At 38.4% G+C, this 19,121-nt stretch carries 18 protein-coding genes; 9 read left to right on the top strand and 9 right to left on the bottom strand.

Going from position 1 to position 19,121, the window contains the following annotated elements; all coding sequences use genetic code 11:
* Window positions 1-79 precede the first annotated feature (79 nt).
* Genes ZA06_RS14135 through ZA06_RS14145 form a run of 3 tightly spaced genes read left to right on the top strand, consistent with a single transcriptional unit; the run spans window position 80 to window position 3,585 of the window.
* Window positions 80-2,245 carry a tetratricopeptide repeat-containing sensor histidine kinase gene (locus tag ZA06_RS14135; protein ID WP_053978146.1) on the top strand — a complete coding sequence of 722 codons (2,166 nt, stop codon included), beginning with the start codon at window positions 80-82 and terminating at the stop codon, window positions 2,243-2,245.
* 51 nt (window positions 2,246-2,296) lie between these two features.
* Entirely contained in the window at window positions 2,297-3,031 is a 735-nt protein-coding gene (locus tag ZA06_RS14140) for a LytR/AlgR family response regulator transcription factor (RefSeq protein ID WP_053978147.1), read from the top strand.
* Between the two features lie 35 nt (window positions 3,032-3,066).
* Window positions 3,067-3,585, top strand: a complete 519-nt coding sequence (locus ZA06_RS14145) for a gamma carbonic anhydrase family protein (protein WP_053978148.1) — start codon at window positions 3,067-3,069, stop codon at window positions 3,583-3,585.
* Here the strand turns inward: ZA06_RS14145 and murI are convergent.
* The 8 genes from murI to ZA06_RS14185 form a co-directional block, all read right to left on the bottom strand.
* On the bottom strand, window positions 3,582-4,361 hold the full coding sequence (gene murI / locus ZA06_RS14150; RefSeq protein WP_053978149.1) for a glutamate racemase: 780 nt from the start codon (window positions 4,359-4,361) through the stop codon (window positions 3,582-3,584). The genes ZA06_RS14145 and murI overlap by 4 nt on opposite strands.
* A gap of 62 nt (window positions 4,362-4,423) precedes the next feature.
* Window positions 4,424-4,933 carry an OmpH family outer membrane protein gene (locus tag ZA06_RS14155; protein ID WP_053978150.1) on the bottom strand — a complete coding sequence of 170 codons (510 nt, stop codon included), beginning with the start codon at window positions 4,931-4,933 and terminating at the stop codon, window positions 4,424-4,426.
* Between the two features lie 40 nt (window positions 4,934-4,973).
* Window positions 4,974-6,023 (bottom strand): OmpH family outer membrane protein, encoded by a 1,050-nt coding sequence (locus ZA06_RS14160; protein WP_053978151.1) that lies wholly within the window; start codon window positions 6,021-6,023, stop codon window positions 4,974-4,976.
* Between the two features lie 172 nt (window positions 6,024-6,195).
* Window positions 6,196-8,799, bottom strand: coding sequence for an outer membrane protein assembly factor BamA (gene bamA / locus ZA06_RS14165; protein WP_053978152.1), 2,604 nt, complete (start codon window positions 8,797-8,799; stop codon window positions 6,196-6,198).
* Window positions 8,771-9,511 (bottom strand): isoprenyl transferase, encoded by a 741-nt coding sequence (locus tag ZA06_RS14170; protein ID WP_053978254.1) that lies wholly within the window; start codon window positions 9,509-9,511, stop codon window positions 8,771-8,773. The genes bamA and ZA06_RS14170 overlap by 29 nt, the downstream gene beginning before the upstream one ends.
* 1 nt (window position 9,512) lies before the next feature.
* The gene (gene porG / locus ZA06_RS14175; RefSeq protein ID WP_053978153.1) at window positions 9,513-10,202 is read right to left on the bottom strand and encodes a type IX secretion system protein PorG; all 690 of its coding nucleotides are present in this window, start codon (window positions 10,200-10,202) and stop codon (window positions 9,513-9,515) included.
* Window positions 10,203-10,301: 99 nt separating this feature from the next.
* A complete protein-coding gene (locus ZA06_RS14180) occupies window positions 10,302-11,180 on the bottom strand; it encodes an NAD kinase (RefSeq protein ID WP_053978154.1) in 879 nt (292 codons plus the stop codon).
* Window positions 11,181-11,183: 3 nt separating this feature from the next.
* The gene (locus ZA06_RS14185) at window positions 11,184-11,840 is read right to left on the bottom strand and encodes a CBS domain-containing protein (protein WP_053978155.1); all 657 of its coding nucleotides are present in this window, start codon (window positions 11,838-11,840) and stop codon (window positions 11,184-11,186) included.
* A gap of 89 nt (window positions 11,841-11,929) precedes the next feature.
* On the opposite strand from ZA06_RS14185, the gene ZA06_RS14190 reads away from it, so the two are divergent.
* The 6 genes from ZA06_RS14190 (at window position 11,930) to clpX (ending at window position 17,300) form a co-directional block, all read left to right on the top strand.
* Window positions 11,930-12,643 (top strand): pyridoxine 5'-phosphate synthase, encoded by a 714-nt coding sequence (locus ZA06_RS14190; RefSeq protein ID WP_053978156.1) that lies wholly within the window; start codon window positions 11,930-11,932, stop codon window positions 12,641-12,643.
* Between the two features lie 29 nt (window positions 12,644-12,672).
* The gene (locus tag ZA06_RS14195) at window positions 12,673-13,437 is read left to right on the top strand and encodes an alpha/beta fold hydrolase (RefSeq protein WP_053978157.1); all 765 of its coding nucleotides are present in this window, start codon (window positions 12,673-12,675) and stop codon (window positions 13,435-13,437) included.
* A 30-nt stretch (window positions 13,438-13,467) separates the two neighbouring features.
* Window positions 13,468-13,815 (top strand): phage holin family protein, encoded by a 348-nt coding sequence (locus ZA06_RS14200; protein ID WP_053978158.1) that lies wholly within the window; start codon window positions 13,468-13,470, stop codon window positions 13,813-13,815.
* A gap of 80 nt (window positions 13,816-13,895) precedes the next feature.
* The gene (gene tig / locus ZA06_RS14205; RefSeq protein WP_053978159.1) at window positions 13,896-15,218 is read left to right on the top strand and encodes a trigger factor; all 1,323 of its coding nucleotides are present in this window, start codon (window positions 13,896-13,898) and stop codon (window positions 15,216-15,218) included.
* 135 nt (window positions 15,219-15,353) lie between these two features.
* Entirely contained in the window at window positions 15,354-16,031 is a 678-nt protein-coding gene (gene clpP / locus ZA06_RS14210; RefSeq protein WP_053978160.1) for an ATP-dependent Clp endopeptidase proteolytic subunit ClpP, read from the top strand.
* Between the two features lie 36 nt (window positions 16,032-16,067).
* Complete coding sequence (gene clpX, locus ZA06_RS14215; RefSeq protein WP_053978161.1) at window positions 16,068-17,300, top strand: ATP-dependent Clp protease ATP-binding subunit ClpX; 1,233 nt, start codon at window positions 16,068-16,070, stop codon at window positions 17,298-17,300.
* Window positions 17,301-17,601: 301 nt separating this feature from the next.
* On the opposite strand, the gene ZA06_RS14220 is transcribed toward clpX, so the two are convergent.
* On the bottom strand, window positions 17,602-19,116 hold the full coding sequence (locus ZA06_RS14220; RefSeq protein ID WP_053978255.1) for a GH3 auxin-responsive promoter family protein: 1,515 nt from the start codon (window positions 19,114-19,116) through the stop codon (window positions 17,602-17,604).
* Between the last annotated feature and the right edge of the window lie 5 nt (window positions 19,117-19,121).

The following is a 19,121-nucleotide window of genomic DNA, read 5'->3' on the forward strand; positions in this document are numbered from 1 at the left end:
GTTTTGAATCTGCAATGTGAAGTTTTCAGTTTTAAAATGCCAATTAAAGTGAGTATGTTTATACATTGAATATTTTTAAATGGCCGCAATTTTTAAATACATTTTTATACTGCTATTTTGTTTGACTTCTTTGTTCACAATTGGTCAAAATCAATTACTACAGGATACACAAACTTTTACTGTTAAAGGAAAAGTGGAAGAAAAGGATACTTACAAGCCCATTCCAAAAGTGAATATAGAGGTAAATGGAGGAGGCTATACCAAAACCGACAGTAACGGGGAATTTAGAATCCAAGTTAAAATTGGTGATGAATTGGCAATTCGGCACAAAGATTTTGAAACGGTTTATTACACCATCGTGAGTCAAGATCGCATCTTGGTACAGGTGGAGCCTGTAAGCCCATCACTTGTCAGCAGTCGATATCAAAAAAAGGATTCCAAGGCTTTTAAGCAGTTAATTGATTCTGCCAACGTGTACGCCAAACAAGATGCCGAAAAGGCCATTCAGTTTGTGACAGAGGCGCTCAAGGAAAGTTATTCGGTAAACCAAAGTGCCGAAGCCTATGAAACCTTGGCAGATATTTACAAAGCTTGGAAGCAATATGATTTAGCTGTGAGCAATTATAGAATTAGTCTTCAAAATTACAAATCGAATGAGGTTCAGTTAAAATTGGGAGATGCCTATAGATTAAATAAGAACTATCAGGAAAGTTTGGATGTTTATGGAACTATTGATTTTGCTAGTTTACAGGCCTTTCGGAAGGTGGTGTACTTTGAAGGCTTGGGAGATACTTATTACAACACAAAATCATATTCCAAAGCGATATTGAATTATAAAAAGGGACTTCAGGTTGCTCAAGAGCATTTAATTACTCCAAAGGTTACGGACTTGAGTTCCAAAATTGCACAGGCTTATAATTCGCAAGGGGAAGTACAAAAGGCTAAAAAATTATTTGATAATTCATTAAATCTGGCTTCGAAGGAGAATAAGAAAAGAGCGGTGGAAGAGAAAATAACCGTGGCGGAATTTAATAGTGAAAACCAAAACTATTCCGATGAAATCAAGTTAAGGAAAGAGGCTCTGGACGATATATCAGATATTCAACTTCAAGATTCTATAATAGACAATGAAAGTGCGCTTACACCGCAAAAGCAGAATTATAAGATAGGAAATGCCTATTTTCTTCAGAAGGATTTTGACAGTGCCATTTCCTATTTGGAAAGAAGTATCAAAGAAGCGGATGACAAGGAAGATTTGGTGGTGAAAAAGGATGCCACTCGTAAATTGTCTGATGTATATGCCGATGCAGGAGATTTTGACAAAGCCAGGAAAACTTTTGAGGAGTACACCGCAGCGGTAGATGAACTTTACATTAAAAAGGAACAGGAAATTTCGCAGTTGGCACGTTTCAACAGGAGTATTATTGAAAAGCAAAATAGGATTAATAGTTTGGAAAGTGACCGACAATTATCTGAAAGTAAATACCAGCTTTCCAACGAGCGCAACAAGCGCCAACAATTGATCATTTATTCCTTGGTGTTTGGAGTTGTATTGCTTTTGGTGACGGCCTATTTCATGTTCAAATACATCAAGCAACAACGTTTGGCAAATAATTTACTGGCATTAAAATCTTTGAGGAGTCAAATGAATCCACATTTTATTTTTAATGCTTTGAACTCGGTAAACAGTTTTATAGCCTTGAATGATGAGCGTACCGCCAACAAATATTTAAGTGATTTTTCTTATTTGATGCGGGCTGTCCTGGAAAACAGTGAGGAAGACTTTATTCCACTGCAGAAGGAAATTGAATTACTAGAACTCTATACCAAATTGGAGCATTTTAGGTTCAAGGACAAGTTTGATTATAGCATTACCGTGGATGACCAAATTAATGTTGGGGATTATAAAATTCCGCCTATGTTGTTACAGCCTTATATAGAAAATGCAGTGTGGCACGGTTTGCGCTATAAAAATGAAAAAGGTCATTTATCTATTGCCATAGACAAGGTAAGCGAGGACGAAATAGGTATTACCATTGCAGATGATGGTATAGGAAGGGAGCGTTCCAAAGCACTGAAAACGGAAAGACAACAGCAGCAAAAGAGTAAAGGGATGGACAATATCAAAAAGCGAATTTCCATTCTAAACGACATGTACAAGGATAAAATTGATGTAAGGATTGAGGACTTTCAGCAGGAAGAAGATTCAGGGACTAAAGTGGTAGTTACCCTGAAAAAGGATTAGGACGATTAAAGTACATCTCATAAGATATAAAAACAACCAAATTCTAGCATTATGAAACTAAGAGCCATTATTGTTGAGGACGAAGAGACCAGCAGGGAGATTTTAAAGAATTATCTAAAAAAGTATTGTCCCAATGTGGAAGTTTTAGGTGAAGCAGCCAATGTTGAGGAAGCGCTGGTGTTGATAAGAAATCAAGCTTTGGATTTGGTGTTTTTGGATGTTGAAATGCCGTATGGTAATGCTTTCGATTTATTGGATAGGGTAGGAGATATTAGCTTTGAAACAGTATTTGTTACGGCTTACAATCATTATGCCATCGATGCCTTAAATGCCCATGCGTCTTATTATTTGATGAAACCGGTTTCTATAGACGAACTTATCAAAGCGGTAGACTATGTTACCGAAGTAAAAACGAAGGAAAATGCACTACAAGATCAGGTGTTGGTTCCTAAAACCAATGGGGTTAATGGGAAGATTACAATACCCCAACAGGATGGGTTTGAAGTTTTAAATACAGCCAATATTTTGTACTGCAAAGCCGATGACAATTACACTGAAATTTACCTTGATAACAACCGAAAAAAACTGGTAAGTAAAACGCTAAAATACTTTGAGGATGCCCTAATAGGTAGTAGTTTTGTAAGAGTCCATAAAAGCTATTTAGTGAATATAAATGAAGTCACTAAATATGTAAAAGGGAAGGGAGGAAGTGTTGTGTTGAGCAATGGTAAGGAAATCATGGTTTCGGCCTCCAAAAAATCAGATCTGCTATCTTATTTTAAATAATTCTACGTTTTTTAAACGTCATCAAATAAAAAAATATGCCAGTTATAAAACCCGTAAACGGAAGGTTTCCTCAGGTTCCTGAGGATTGTTTTGTGGCCGAAAATGCCACAATTGTTGGAGAGGTGAGCATGGGCTCGCAATGTAGTGTTTGGTTCAATGCGGTGATTCGCGGAGATGTTCATTTTATAAAAATGGGGGATAAGGTAAACATCCAGGATGGTGCTGTAATTCATGCCACTTATCAAAAGTCACCTACAACTATCGGGAACAATGTGTCCATTGGACATAACGCCATTGTTCATGGTTGTACTGTTCACGATAATGTGTTGATTGGTATGGGAAGCATTGTGATGGATGATTGTGTGATTGAAAGTAACAGTATCATTGCTGCTGGTGCTGTGGTGACCAAAAATACGGTAGTGGAATCGGGGAGTATTTATGCCGGTGTTCCCGCTAAAAAAGTTAAGGATATCAGCGAAGATTTAATTTCCGGAGAAATTGATAGAATTGCCAACAATTACGTGAAATACTCTAGCTGGTTCCAAGAGGCCTAAAGTGAAATGTGCTGGACTTTGTAGTTCTCTCCTAACAGCGATTCCATGACTTGAGGTGTTCCTGTTGTGTAGAAATCGTAGGACGTTTTTGTAGGTTCAGTATTTAATAAATGGTGCTGTTGCAGGATGGCCTTGGTTTGTCTTGCGACAGCTGCACCCGAATCGATGATTTTAACCGATTTAGGAAGGATTTGAAGCAGTAACGGCATCAAATAGGGGTAATGGGTGCAACCTAGCACCAAATAGTCTACATTGGCATCTATCATAGGTTGCAAATATCCTTTCAATAAGGCTTCCATTTCTTCAGAATCCATCTTTCCACTTTCAATCAATTCAACAATGCCATCTCCAACTTGTTCAATAACATTTATGCCATTGCTGTATAGATTGGTAGTGGTATGAAAAAGTTCGCTTGAAAGTGTTCCCTTGGTTGCCAAAATACCAACTGCTTTGGTATGGGTATTTAGCGAAGCAGGTTTGATGGCAGGTTCAATTCCTATAAATGGCACATCAAAGGTACTGCGAAGCAATTTGATGGCATTTGTCGTAGCCGTGTTGCAGGCCACCACAATGAGTTTACTTCCTTTGTTTAATAGGAATTCTGTGTTTTTAAAACTAAGGTCTATGATCTGTTGTTTGGTTTTGGTGCCATAGGGAGCGTTGCTGCTATCAGCCAAATAGATGGTGTTTTCATCGGGCAAGAGCAACTGGATCTCTTTCCAAATAGAAGTTCCGCCAACACCGGAATCGAATATACCAATAGGTTGTTTACTCATCGATACAAAAATAAAAAAGCCGCTTAGGTAAAGCGGCTTTTTTTAATTTTTTTGTGAATGGCTTAGAAACCTAATTCTTTCTTAACGTCTGGTAAAAGGTCTTTGCCATCAGCAACCAATACGCCTCCACCTTGAGTAGAATCTAACACGTAGTTGAAACCTTGAGCTTTTGCTACTTTTTGGATGGCAGCTTTTGCTTTATCGAAAATTGGCTTCAATAATTCAGCTTCTTTCTTTTGAAGGTCTTGTTGTGCTTGCGCTTGATATTGACGAATGCTTTGCTCCATAGTTTGTACTTCTTGAGCTCTTTTAGCGTTTTCTTCGTCTGTTTTGGTGTCTACTTCAGCTTGGTATTGCTTCATTTTGTTTTGAAGCTCTGTAGCCATGGTTTTAATTTCAGCCTCGTAAGTCTTAGTTAGTTTTTCAATTTCTGCTTGAGCAGTTTTCATTTCCGGCATTGCTTCAACTAAGTCAGTTGTGTTAATATGAGCAACTTTACTTTGTGCAACTGAGAAACTCGTAGCTCCAACAAAAAGTACGGCTGCAAATAAAAGGGTCTTAAATTGTTTCATTTTTAAAGTATTACGTGTTTAAATATTAATGTTATTGTGGTTAATTTCCTGTACTATCTTTTGCTTTTGTTTGTTCTTCCCGTTCTTTCTTGGCCTTTTCACGTTCAGCCAGAATGCGTTGACGGCGTTCTTCAAGCTCTTTTTGGCGAGCTTCTCTTTCGGTTAATTTTTGTTGTCTTTTTTCTTCAGCAATTTGTTCAGCGGTTTTTTCTCCCGTTTCACTTTGCTCACTTCCATTTTCATCTACATTGTCGCTGCCTTCTTTTTGGGCATCACTGTCCTTTTCGGTAGGTTTTCCAGTTTTTGCAGCTCTTATACTATCTCTTTCAGCTTTGGCTTTGGCTCTTTCTTCCAAGATTTTTTGTCTTCTAGCTTCGGCAGCAGCTTCTAGAGAGTCGCGTCTTTTTTGTTGCGCAGCTTTTCGGTCTTCAATTTCTTTTGCCTTTGCGGCCTGTTTGGCTTCCAAGGCTGCTTCACGCTCTTCCAACTCTTCATTGATTTCCGGTACCACCTCTTCATCTTCTGCAGCTCTACGCTCTGCTCTGTTTTGAGCTTGGGTACGTTTGGATGCTCTCGTGATGCTTCGGATGACCAATTCACTGATGTCATATCTTTCGGCAGAGTACAGCATTACCAAATCGGCTGACTTATCAAATACGAAATCGTACTTTTTATTGGCTGCAATTTCCTGAACCGCGGCAAATATCTGGTCTTGGATAGGCTGAATCAATTGGCGCTTTTGCGTAATCAAATCGCCTTCCGGTCCAAAACGTTTTTGTTGATAATCTAAGATTTCCTGTTCTTCAAATGAAATGTCTTCCAAACGTTCTTCGTAAAGTTCTTTGGTAAGAAGGACACGCTCATTGTCGAGTTGTTTCTTTTTTTGATCCACCACATTCAAACGTTGCTCGATTTCTGCTTTCCACTCCTGAGCCTTTTTTTCCAATTGATTTGAAGCTTCTTGATATTCGGGAACGTTTTCCAAGATGTATTCGGTATCTATGTAGGCAACTCGCACACCTCTCTGGGCGTTGGAGACCAAGCTACTTAGACCTATCATTATCATTAAAAAAAGAACTCTATACTTCATCTGTTGTTGTTTTGTGATTTATTGATCTTTTCTCTAAACCTTTAAAATGACAGATTTTGTGTTGATTCCGCCATTTGAATTTAGCTTTTCCAAATTAACGAAATATATTCTGAAAAATTTTAACAGTCATGCTAAATCCTTCTGACAGATATTAGAAAATATCATGCCAAAGTTAAAATTGTTGACCAATAATAAAGTGCGTTTCCCAACCATTGCTTCCAGTGGAACCAGGTACAGGATCAAATCCGTAACCGAAATCAATTCCTAACAATCCGAAAGCAGGCATAAAAATACGCAATCCTGCACCAGCAGAACGTTTAAGTTCAAACGGGTTGTAGCTTTGGAATTCGCTAAACGCTGCTCCACCTTCGGCAAACATAAGGGCATATATTTTTGCCTGTGCACCCAAAGTGATAGGGTAACGTAATTCCAAAGAAAACTTGTTATAGATAGAAGCACCATCATCTGTAATGGAACCATCTTCTTCAACTGGTCTGATAGATTGGTTTGGATATCCTCTTAATTGAATGATCTCTCTACCGTCCAAAGAGTAGTTTCCTAAACCATCTCCACCAAGGAAGAAACGCTCAAAAGGAATAATTCCTCTGTCTTGGTTGTAGGCTCCTAGGAAACCAAATTCCAACCCTGAACGTAATACCAATTTGTCAACGATACGCGTATACCAATCTCCTTTAAACTTTATTTTGTAGTACTCCAACCAATTGAAACGTTGTTGGTCAATTTCCGCTATACGGGCTGCGTCATCTGAATCTGTTGGATCCAAAGAATCGCGCTCATCTTTAAGTTCTGCATAGTCTACTTTGCTGAACAATGAATACGGAGGAGATAATTTTGCAGTAATGGCAAAACTAGAACCTCCCATTGGGTAGATTGGGTCGGTATAAGTGTTGTTTCGGCTCAAACCAATAGTGTAGGCAAAACCGTTTGAATATCCGTCTCCAAAGGTAAATAACCCCGTGTTGTAATTCTTTAAGTCGTAATGTTGGAAACTTAAAGCTTGAGACAAGTGGAAGTAATCATCCGGAACAGATAAACGTTTAGAAAGCCCAACAGAAACCCCTGTAATGTTAAAACGTTTGTTCTTGTCGGCATCTCTTGTTTCATAGTTGTACAAGAATTGCTTTGTGTGTGAGATAGAGGTAGAGAACTGTAATGGACGTTTTCCTCCTAACCATGGCTCGGAAAATGAGAAACTATAGGTTTGGTAAAATCTACTGGCTTGTAAGCGTAAGGCCAAACTTTGTCCATCTCCCATTGGAACCGGCTTATAGGCATCTTTGTTGAAGATGTTTCTCATGGAGAAGTTGTTGAACGATAATCCTAAGGTTCCAATGAAACCTCCACCACCATAACCTCCTTGAAGTTCAATTTGGCTGGATCCTTTTTCTACAACTTGATATTCTATATCCACCGTACCATCTACGGTATTGAAGTTTTTCATGTTTGGGGTAATCTGCTGTGCATCGAAGAAGCCCAACTGCCCAAGTTCACGAATGGTTCTGATCACATTTTCCTTACTGTACAATTGCCCCGGTTTGGTACGCAATTCACGGTAGATAACGCGGTCATTGGTTTTGTCATTTCCGGATACGGAAACTTCGTTGAAATAAGCTGGTTTTCCTTCGGAAATTCTTATTTCCATATCGATGATGTTCCCGTCGGCACTTACTTCAACAGGGTTGATTGTAGAGAACAAATACCCTGTGTTTTGATATTGGTTTGTAATGTCCAAACCGTCTGGTTTGGTATCGTCGGCAATACGCTTTCTCAATTCCACACCATTGTAAGTGTCTCCTTCTTTAATTCTAAGGATGCTGTGCAGTTGCTCGTCGGTGTACACACTGTTTCCAACAAAGGTGATTTTTCCGAATTTGTACTGTTCACCCTCTTCCAAATCGATTAATAAGGAAATGGTTTTGTCGTTATTGTAGATGATGGAATCCGAGATGATTCTGGCATCTCTATATCCATTTTCTTTGTATTTATCGATTACGCTTACAAGGTCTTCTTTATAGTCGGCATCAATAAATTTGGAACGTTTTAACACCCTAATAAAGTTCTTTTGTTTGGTGTTTTTCATTGCTTTTCTAAGCTTTTCGTCCGCAATTTTGTCATTGCCAGTAAACTCGATGCTCTTAACTTTTACTTTTTGCCCCTTGTCGATGTTAACCAACATATCGACACGGCTTTTTTGGATGGAATCCTGAACTTCCTTAGTGATTACGTTCACTTTGGTGTTCAAAAATCCGTCCTTTTTATATTTGGAAGTCAGGTAGTTTCTTGTGGTGGTGATAAGGTTTTCGGTAACCTTAACCCCTTTGGTCAACTTGTTTTCGTTGATGACTTCTTCTTTTTTTGATTTCTTGATACCGTTGATAGTAACTTCATTAAGTTCTGGTAAATCCACTAAGTGGATCTCCAAATAGGCCAAATTACCTTCGGTTTTTACTAAATAAATATCAATGCTGCTGAAAAGGTTGGAGTCCCAAAGCTTTTTAATGGCTTTAGAGATATTTTCACCAGGAATGGTAACTTCTTCACCTTTTCTTAAGCCAGAATAAGAGATTACGGTATTGGCACTAAAGTTAGTGTCTCCAGTTACGGAAATGTCTTCAATGATGTAGGATGTACCAGTGTTGAAATTGTTTTGAGCTGTGTTTACACTTGAACAGAAAAGAAATAGTGCAATAAAAATTGAATGTAGGTATGTTTTCAAAAGTAGTTTCTTAGCTAAGTTGTTCACTGGTTTTTCCAAATCGTCGTTCTCTGTTTTGATAATTGATCAAAGCCTCATATAAATCTTCCTTGCTGAAATCAGGCCACAATATATCGGTAAAATATAATTCGGCATAAGCAATTTGCCACAATAGGAAATTGCTTATTCTCTGCTCCCCACTAGTCCTAATAAGCAGGTCTACATCAGGCAAATTTTGCGTGTAAAGATGCTTATTTATAATTGATTCGTCAATAGTTTCGGGAGAAATTATATTATTTTTAACGTTATCCGCTATTTTTTTAACCACACTCACCAATTCTTCCCTAGAGCCATAGCTTAAAGCCAAAGTAAGGGTCATTCTTGAATTTTCTTTGGTTTTGTCAATAACTTCCAAAAGTTCCGCCTTGGCATTGGTTGGAAGGTCATTCAAATTTCCAATGGCATTAAGGCGTATGTTGTTGTTTTGTAGGGTGTTTATTTCCTTCTTGAGGGACTTAACCAAAAGCTTCATCAGGGTTTGTACTTCCAGTTTTGGTCGGTTCCAATTTTCGGTAGAAAATGCATACAGGGTTAGGTTTTCAATGCCAAGTTCGGCACTGGCCTCTACAACCTGTCGTACCGCTTTGGTGCCGTTTTCGTGCCCTACGGCTCTTAAAAATCCTTGTTGTTTTGCCCATCGGCCATTACCATCCATGATAATGGCGACATGTTTGGGAAGTTTGTTGGTGTTTATTTGGTCTTTTCTACTCATTTTAAAAATTACAATAACAAGGTTTTTGCCCAAACGTATAGGTAAGGGTGATTCCTGAAAACACATACCAATCGTTACTGTTTGTATTTCCAAATCCTAGATTGCTGTCATTGTCAAAGTCTGGAACACTACCATCCAATTCATCCGAAAAGGTATAACGAGCGCCAACTTCCAGGGCTAATACAAAGCTGCTAGTAATGTTGGTTTTTATACCAAGGGTGATAGGGATTCCAAATGCCCAACTGCTGGTGCCCTCTTCAACAAGGTCACCATTGGACAAGAAATAAAAATTATCGTGTTTTGCCACACTCATCCCTGTAAAAAGGTAAGGTGTTACTTGTGTGCCACTTTCGTGAAGGTTGAAGTCGAAAAAGGTGAATTCCATCCCACCAGCTATTTCTAAAAGTCCGTTGGAGAAAGCAAAACCTCTTTCCTTACGTCTTGGGTCATCCGATTTATTGTCGTCGGCTTCCAAATCAGTATAGATTAACGATAGTCTAAAGGAATGCCTAGGGCTGCGGTTCCACTTTACAATGCCCCCAAAAGCAGGTGAATTTGGAGAGATGTAATTGGTTGCGCCAACATCGCCAATAAAGTTGCTGCCTCCCGCAAATACCCCAACCTCATAAATTTGAGCACTTAGGGACTGTGAAAGAAACATGCTTAAAAAAAGGAGAATTAAATACCTCATAGGTTTTTCAAAGTTTGCAAATATAATAAATATGATTAGCCTATAACAATTTGAAACAAATTGTCTTACAGTTAAACAGTATTTACAGGGATTTATTGCCTAATTTCTTTTGTCTTCACCCCAAAGTAATTTTTTCCTTAGGGTGGTTATAAAGCTTTCGTGTACAAGCTCTACCATTTTAATAGTGAAGGGCGCTTTTTTGATGGTTACCACGGTGGAATTGTGCAAGGTGGTAATGCGGGAATCCAAGGAAATTAAATAATGATCTTCTCGTCCGTCTACCTTTAATTGGATCTTGGTGTCGTCTGAAATTACCAAGGGCCTTGCGTTAAGGTTGTGCGGTGCGATAGGAGTGATTACTAAATTGTGGGCTTCGGGCATAATTACCGGTCCGCCACAACTTAAGGAATATCCTGTGGATCCTGTAGGTGTGGAAATGATCAGCCCGTCAGACCAATAGGAAGTAAGGTATTCATCATCCAAATGTGTTTCCACGGTGATCATGGAAGTGGTGTTTTTTCTGCTTACCGCAACTTCGTTGAGGGCAAAACTGGTTTCAATTAAGTCCTTGTTTTCTGGCTCGGTAGTGACGCTTAACAAAATGCGTTCGGAAATCTTGTAGTTACCTATTAAAATGTTGTTTAGTGCATTTTCTATTTCATCGGTTTGGATGGTTGCCAAAAATCCTAGTCGACCGGTATTGATACCTACAATGGGTATATTGCAATCACGAACATGGGTAATTGCCCTTAGTATAGTACCATCCCCACCTATGCTGATCAATAAATCGTAGCTATTGTCAAGTGTGGTAAAAGTGTCGAAATTGTAAAGGTTGATATTGTGTTCATTTTGCAACATCTCAAAAAAAGAGTGCTCTACATAGACCTCGGCTTTTTTACTTTTTAAAAAATCGAGGAGGGTAGCAATGCAAAATGTGGTATTGCTATTATAAAACTGACCGTAAATGGCTATTTTCATGCCTTAAATGTTAAGGTATTTGTTTAGGTATTCAGAACGATACTTAAGGTTTTCGAGGTAGGAGTCTTGTTCGTGTCCTGAAATAATGTTGTAACTGTATCTTCTAAAAGTGTGCATGATGTCGTTAAGACCACCGTGCCCAACTTTTAGCGTTACCTGAACCAAGTCGTTGTCCATTTTGGATATGAAAGCCCCCAGAAGTTTACCATCGTTGGACTCTACAATCTGACTGATTTCACTAAAGGAATAATCGTGAATCCCTTTTTCTATAATCAAAATGTTACCAGCTTCAGAAAAAAATGGGGTTTCGTTGAAAAGGTTGATAATGTCATTGAGTTCGTAATAGCCTAAATAGGTATTGTTCTCATTTAATACAGGCATGATGTTGCTGTCATGTTTGGCAAAAGCCTCAAGGACGTCCAGCCAATTGGTACTGGTACGAACAAAAAAGCCTTCAATGGCATATCTCACTTCCGAAACCAATTTGGAACCTTCAAAACAATGTGCATCCGTTTCAGAAACACATCCTAAATACACGGTGTTATCTTCAATAGGAATATGCGAATAGGTAAGCTCTTTAAATAATAATTTAAGATCGCTGATCTTGTTCTTAAGACTTAAAGGTTTAATATCATTGATTATGTACTGTTCTAAAGACATGGCTCCAAAGTATACTACTGCAAATTAATTAAAAATAACTACAAAAAGCGTTAAGGACTTTGTATTTTTGTTGGTCAAATAAAAAGTAGATGACTAAGTTAAGTGTAAACATAAACAAGATTGCCACCTTAAGGAATTCCAGAGGGGGTGATGTGCCCAATGTAGTGCAATTTGCAAAAGATGTTCAAGAGTTTGGAGCCCAAGGGGTCACTATTCATCCGCGGCCAGATGAAAGGCATATTCGTTATCAGGATGTGTATGATTTAAAGCCTGTTGTTTATACTGAATACAATATTGAAGGAAATCCCATCAAAGAGTTTATGGATATGGTTTTGGAAGTAAAACCAACCCAGGTGACTTTGGTGCCAGATGCCGAAGATGCTATTACCTCAAATGCCGGGTGGGATACGATAAAGCATAAGGATTTTTTAGTGGATATTATTGCTGAATTCCAACGAAACGGCATTAGAACTTCCATCTTCGTAGATCCAGTGATGGCGCAAATTGAAGGCGCCAAAGCTACGGGGACTGATAGAATAGAGCTTTACACTGAAGCTTATGCGCACCAATATGGATTGGGAAATAAAGACGCAATCAAACCTTATAATGAATGTGCGGTTTTGGCCCATGAACTTGGTTTGGGCATCAATGCCGGTCATGATTTGTCGTTGGATAACATTAAGTTTTTTAAAGAGAACATTCCAGGGTTGTTGGAGGTGTCTATTGGTCACGCATTGATTTCGGAGAGTTTGTATTTGGGTATTGAAAATGTAATTCAAATGTATTTACAGCGCTTAAAATAATTCCGAGTAATAATCAAGAAACATTTAAGATGCAGTTACACTCAAATATTATAGGAAGCGGAAGTCCATTCATCATTTTACACGGTTTTTTAGGAATGGGGGACAACTGGAAAACCCTAGGAAAGAAATTTAGTGACGAAGGCTATGAGGTCCATTTGGTAGACCAACGCAACCACGGCCGTAGTCCCCATGCCGATGCGTTTGACTATGAGATACTCACTGAAGATTTAAAAGAATATATCACTTCCCACCATCTCTCGGAGGTTGTTTTGTTGGGACATTCCATGGGAGGGAAAACAGCCATGATGTTTGCCTCCAAATATCCCGAATTGGTATCTAAATTGATTGTTGCCGATATTTCTCCAAGGTTTTATCCAGTACACCACGACACTATTTTGGAAGGTTTGAGCCAATTGGATTTTTCGGTGATTTCGAATAGGGGAGAAGCCGATGAGGCTTTGTCTCGTTATATAACGGATTTTGGTATACGCCAGTTTTTGTTGAAGAATCTGTATTGGAAGGAAAAAGGGCAGTTGGCCTTAAGGTTGAATTTGGAGGCGTTGAAAGCTAATGTAGGTGAAGTAGGTGAAGCCCTGCCGGTACATGCTAAATTTGAAAAGGACACCTTGTTTTTGAGAGGTGACAGATCTGAATATATTTCACTTCAGGATGAAGCTTTGATCAAGGCGCATTTTCCTAAGGCCCAAATAGAAACCGTGTCCAATGCCGGCCATTGGCTGCATGCCGAAAATCCAAAAGAGTTTTTTGAATACGTTGTTAATTTCGTAGGATAATATTCGTATTTTTAATAAAAATACGATCTTATGAAACTAGTTCTCAGAATTTTATTGTCGGCGGTTGCCGTTGTGATTTTGGCAAAATTATTGCCGGGAGTTGAGGTTGTTGGCTTCACTTCTGCAATTATTGTTGCCATTGTATTGGCATTGCTCAATGCTATTGTAAAGCCCATCTTGGTAATTTTAACCCTTCCTATTACCATTTTTACGCTCGGTTTGTTTTTGTTGATAATCAATGCGTTGATTGTGCTCATGGCTAGTAGCTTTATCGATGGTTTTGGAGTGAGCAGTATTTGGACGGCCATTTTGTTCAGTATCCTTTTGTCTATCTTGGAATCTATATTGTACTCTGTTTTAAATGAGGATAAAAAATAGACTGAATTTCAAGCTCTTAAAACTTTGTTGAGTTGCAAAAAATATGTACTTTTGCAACCCAATTTTTATACGATTCAAGAATGAATATTACAAGAGAAAACATTGACGCATTAAATGCTGTTGTAAAAGTAGACATCTCTAAAGATGACTACAGCGATAAAGTGGAGAAAATCCTTTCAGATTACCGTAAGTCGGCTAACATTCCTGGTTTCAGAAAAGGACATGTGCCAATGACCATGGTAAAGAGACAATATGGTAAAGCTGTCTTGGTGGATGAGGTTAACAAATTGTTGCAAGACGCATTGAACAAATACCTTACGGAAGAGAAGCTAGATGTTTTAGGAAATCCATTACCTAAGCCGCAGGATGATTTGGATTGGGATGCTGACAATTTTTCTTTTGAATTCGAATTAGGTCTAGCACCTCAGTTTGACGTAGAATTGAAATCTAAAAAAGCAATTACTCAATACAATATTGTTGCCGACGAGAAAATGTTGGACAACCAAGTGGAATACATCCGTAAGCAATACGGTAAATTGGTGTCTAAGGAGGAAGCTTCTAAAGATGACGAAATTACTGGGGTATTCGCTAACGAAGAAAAAGAAATCAACAACACTGCTACCATCACTTTAGATAAAGTGAAAGGTAAAACCAACGAGAAGAAATTTGTTGGTGCTAAAGTTGGAGATGTCATTACATTAAACACTAAAGGATTGTTTAATGACGATCACGATTTAATGCACTTCTTGAAAGTATCTCACGATGATGCTCATGGATTGGATGTTGACGTAACTTTCACTGTTACTGAAATCAACACAAGAGAATTGGCTGATTTGGATCAAGAATTGTTCGATAAATTATTTGGAAAAGGAGTAGTAACTTCGGTAACTGAGTTGAAAGAAAAAATCAAAGTAGATTCTGAAAAGCAATTTGCTCAGCAAGGTGATCAAAAATTGTTGAACGATGTAACTGAGTATCTTGTAGAGAATACGAAGTTTGATTTGCCAGCTGCCTTCTTGCAAAAGTGGATCCAAACTGCTGGTGAAGAGCAATTGGATGCAGACCAAGCTAAAGAAGAGTATGAGAAGTCTGAAAAGAGCATGCGTTACCAATTGATCGAAGGTAAATTGATCCAAGATCACAATCTTCAGGTAACTTTTGAAGATTTGAAAGCTCATGCCAAGGAAATGATCAAAGTACAAATGGCACAGTTTGGGCAAATGGATCCTGCTGATGAAGAATTGGAAAACATTGCAGCTAGAATTTTGTCTAACCAAGATGAAGTGAAGCGTTTGTCAGAGCAATTGATGAGCCAAAAACTATTGGATCTTTACAAAACTGAAGGAAATCTTAAAGTAAAAGAGATTACTTATGACGATTTCGTAAAAGAGTTTTACTCTTAATTGTTACAGAATAAATGATTATATTTAGAGCGTAAAACTGATCGGTTTTACGCTTTTTTTTGACCTTCAAAAATCCAGGTCAATTTCCACCTGTACAGCCTCAGGTTTTATCAATTATTAACAACAATTAGACATATGAATTTCGGAACAGAATTTGAAAAGTTTGCAATAAAAGATCAGGGAGTTAGCAGTACTTACTACAATAAAATTATCAGCAGTATGTACCCAACCAACTTAACTCCAAACATTATAGAAGAACGCCAAATGAATGCCGTGGCTATGGATGTGTTCTCACGTTTAATGATGGATCGCATCATTTTTATGGGAACTGGTATTAATGATCAAGTGGCAAATATCATTCAGGCGCAGTTGTTGTTTTTGGAAAGTACCGATGCTTCCAAGGACATTCAAATATATATCAATTCTCCAGGAGGTAGCGTGTACGCCGGATTGGGAATTTACGATACCATGCAATTGATTAAGCCAGATGTTGCTACCATCTGTACAGGGATGGCAGCGTCAATGGCAGCAGTATTGTTGTGTGCTGGTGCAAAAGGAAAGCGTAGCGGATTGACCCACTCAAGAGTCATGATCCACCAGCCATTGGGAGGTGCGCAAGGGCAAGCTAGTGATATTGAAATCACCGCTCGCGAAATTTTGACCTTGAAAGAAGAACTTTATAAAATAATTAGTAAACATTCGGGACAGGACTACGACAAAGTGTATAACGACAGTGATAGAGATTACTGGATGAAAGCAGATAAAGCTTTGGAGTATGGAATGATTGATGAGGTTTTGGCCCGTAACGTATAAATATCGCATTGATATTTAAATTGAATTTTTGAATTTATGGCAAAGGAAGAATTAGAATGTTCGTTTTGTGGTAGGAAAAAGCCAGAAACCAATCTGCTGATTGCAGGATTGGATGCTCATATTTGCGATCGTTGTATCGAACAGGCTCATGGTATTGTTTTGGAAGAGTCCAAGCAAAGTGACAATTCCGAATTATCTACAGAGTTAATGCTAAGAAAGCCTCAGCAGATCAAAGGCTTTTTAGACGAGTATATCATTGGGCAGGAATACACCAAAAAGGTGATGTCTGTTGCGGTATACAATCACTATAAACGTTTATTACAACCTGCTAGCGAAGATGATATTGAAATCCAAAAGAGTAATATCATCATGGTTGGGCAAACTGGTACCGGAAAAACCTTGATGGCCAAAACCATCGCCAAAATGCTCAACGTGCCCTTGGCTATTGTGGACGCTACGGTGTTGACGGAGGCAGGATATGTTGGAGAAGATGTAGAAAGCATATTGACGCGTTTGTTGCAAGCTGCCGATTACAATTTGGAGAAAGCTGAAAAGGGCATCGTGTTTATTGATGAAATAGACAAGATTGCCAGAAAGAGTGATAACCCTTCAATTACCAGAGATGTTTCTGGTGAAGGGGTGCAACAGGCCTTGTTGAAACTGTTGGAAGGTACTGTGGTAAATGTTCCGCCAAAAGGAGGACGTAAACATCCAGACCAGAAGTTTATTGAAGTGAATACAGAGCACATTCTGTTTATTGCAGGTGGTGCTTTTGATGGTATTGAGCGCATTATTTCAAAACGTCTCAATATGGCGGCTATTGGTTATAAGGCAGCTCATGACGATGATCAGGTTGATGCCAACAATTTGCTTCAATACATCATCCCAAAAGACTTAAAGGATTTTGGATTGATACCTGAAATCATTGGGCGTTTACCGGTGCTTACCTATATGGATCCGTTGGATGCTGCAACTCTGCGCGCTATTTTAACAGAACCTAAAAATGCCATTATCAAGCAGTATAAGAAATTGTTTGAGATGGATGATATAGACTTCACAATCACTGATGAGGCTCTTGATTATATTGTTGAAAAGGCTATTGAGTACAAACTTGGAGCTAGAGGATTACGTTCTTTATGTGAAGAAATCCTAACGGATGCCATGTTTGAAATGCCTAGCAGCGATGATAACAAGCTAAACGTGACCAGAAGTTATGCAGAGGATAAGTTGAACAAGACGGCTCTTAAAAAGCTTAAGGCTGTATCTTAATCATCAGTATAAAATTGAAATAAAAAAGCCGCTCATAATGAGCGGCTTTTTTGCTATTTGGATCAATAATTAATATTCTGCAATACTATTTTTTGAAAAAGGTTCGCCCTTTTGTGAGTTCTAAAATTGCATTGGAATTATGACAATTTTAAGGGAGAATTGTCAACATTAACTATGTAAATATAGTAGCATTTGTATAAGATAAAAATGACGAGACAGATTATTGGACAAATGCAATTAAATAATCGTTATGCGGATTTTTGAATTGGCGTTAATCGGATTTTTAAGCAAGTTTTAATTTTTAAAAATTCAATTTCAATAATTCATCCATATACTCCCTATTGTTGGATAACCTTGGCACCTTATGCTGGCCTCCCAATTTGTTGTGCTGTTTTAACCAATCGTAAAATAAATGCTCTCTCGCGATATTGATTTTGGGCATGTTTAGGGTTATATTATTGAAGCGTTTGGCTTCATAGTCGGAGTTTAATGATTTAAGGGCACTGTCAAAAAGTTCACCAAATCGATTTAGATCTTTCGGGGGTGTTTTAAATTCTATCAACCATTCATGAGAGCCTTTTTCGTGGCCGTTCATGAAAATTGGAGCAGCGGTATATTCCACAATTTCAGAAGAGGTTTGTCGGCAAACATCCTTAAGGGCGTCTTCGGCATTTTCAATAATCAATTCTTCTCCAAAAACATTAATATGGTGTTTGGTGCGCCCAGAAACTTTCACGCGGTATGGATTAAGAGAGGTAAACCTAATGGTATCTCCAATTTTATAGCGCCACAAACCGGCGTTGGTAGTAATAACAACGGCGTAATTTTTGTCCTTTTCAACATCACTTAAAGGAATGACTTTTTCTTCAGGAGTCCCGTAAGTGTCCATAGGAATGAATTCATAGAAAATACCGTAATCCAACATAAGCAATAATTCGTTGGAATTGTTTTGGTCTTGAATGGCAAAAAAGCCTTCAGAGGCATTGTAGATTTCGTAATACCTAAAGTCCTTTTTAGGGAGGATGGCTTGGTACTGGTCTACATACGGCACAAAGCTCACGCCTCCGTGAAAATACACTTCCAAATTCGGCCATACATCGGTGATGCTTTTCTTTCCAGTGGTGTCCAATACATTATTTAAAAGTACCAGCATCCAAGAGGGGACGCCGGCCAAACTCGTTACATTTTCATTGATGGTTTCATCTACAATGGCCTGCATTTTATGCTCCCAGTCACTCATTAGCGACACCTTGCTGCTAGGAGTGCTACTAAACTCGGCCCAAAAAGGCATGTTGTCAATCAAAATTGCCGATAGGTCTCCAAACACGGTGCCGTTTTCCTTGTAAAGTTCCTTGCTGCCACCTAATCGAAGACTTTTTCCTGTGAATAGTTGCGAGTCTTCATTGTTGTTGAGGTACATGCACAGCAAGTCCTTGCTAGCTGCATAATGGCAATCTTCCAAGGATTCATAACTTACAGGAATGAACTTGCTTTTGGCATTTGTGGTGCCACTGGACTTAGCGAACCACTTTATTGGGCTTGGCCAAAATATATTGTGTTCACCCAAACGGGAACGCTCTATCACGTTTTGATAATCCTCATAACAAGAAATCGGAATTCGGTCAGCAAACGTTTGATAGCTTTTGATGGAGTCGAAATCATATTTTTTGCCAAATTCGGTGTCTTTGGCAATGGTAATAAGATCCAATAACAATTCATTTTGTACTTCGTTGGGGTATTTTAAAAACAGCTCAATTTGATGAAATCGTTTTTTTAAAAACCACGAGGCAATGGAATTTACTAAAGGAATTGGCATATTTG

The organism is Mangrovimonas xylaniphaga (assembly GCF_001280435.1).
In the GTDB taxonomy this organism is placed as follows: domain Bacteria; phylum Bacteroidota; class Bacteroidia; order Flavobacteriales; family Flavobacteriaceae; genus Mangrovimonas_A; species Mangrovimonas_A xylaniphaga.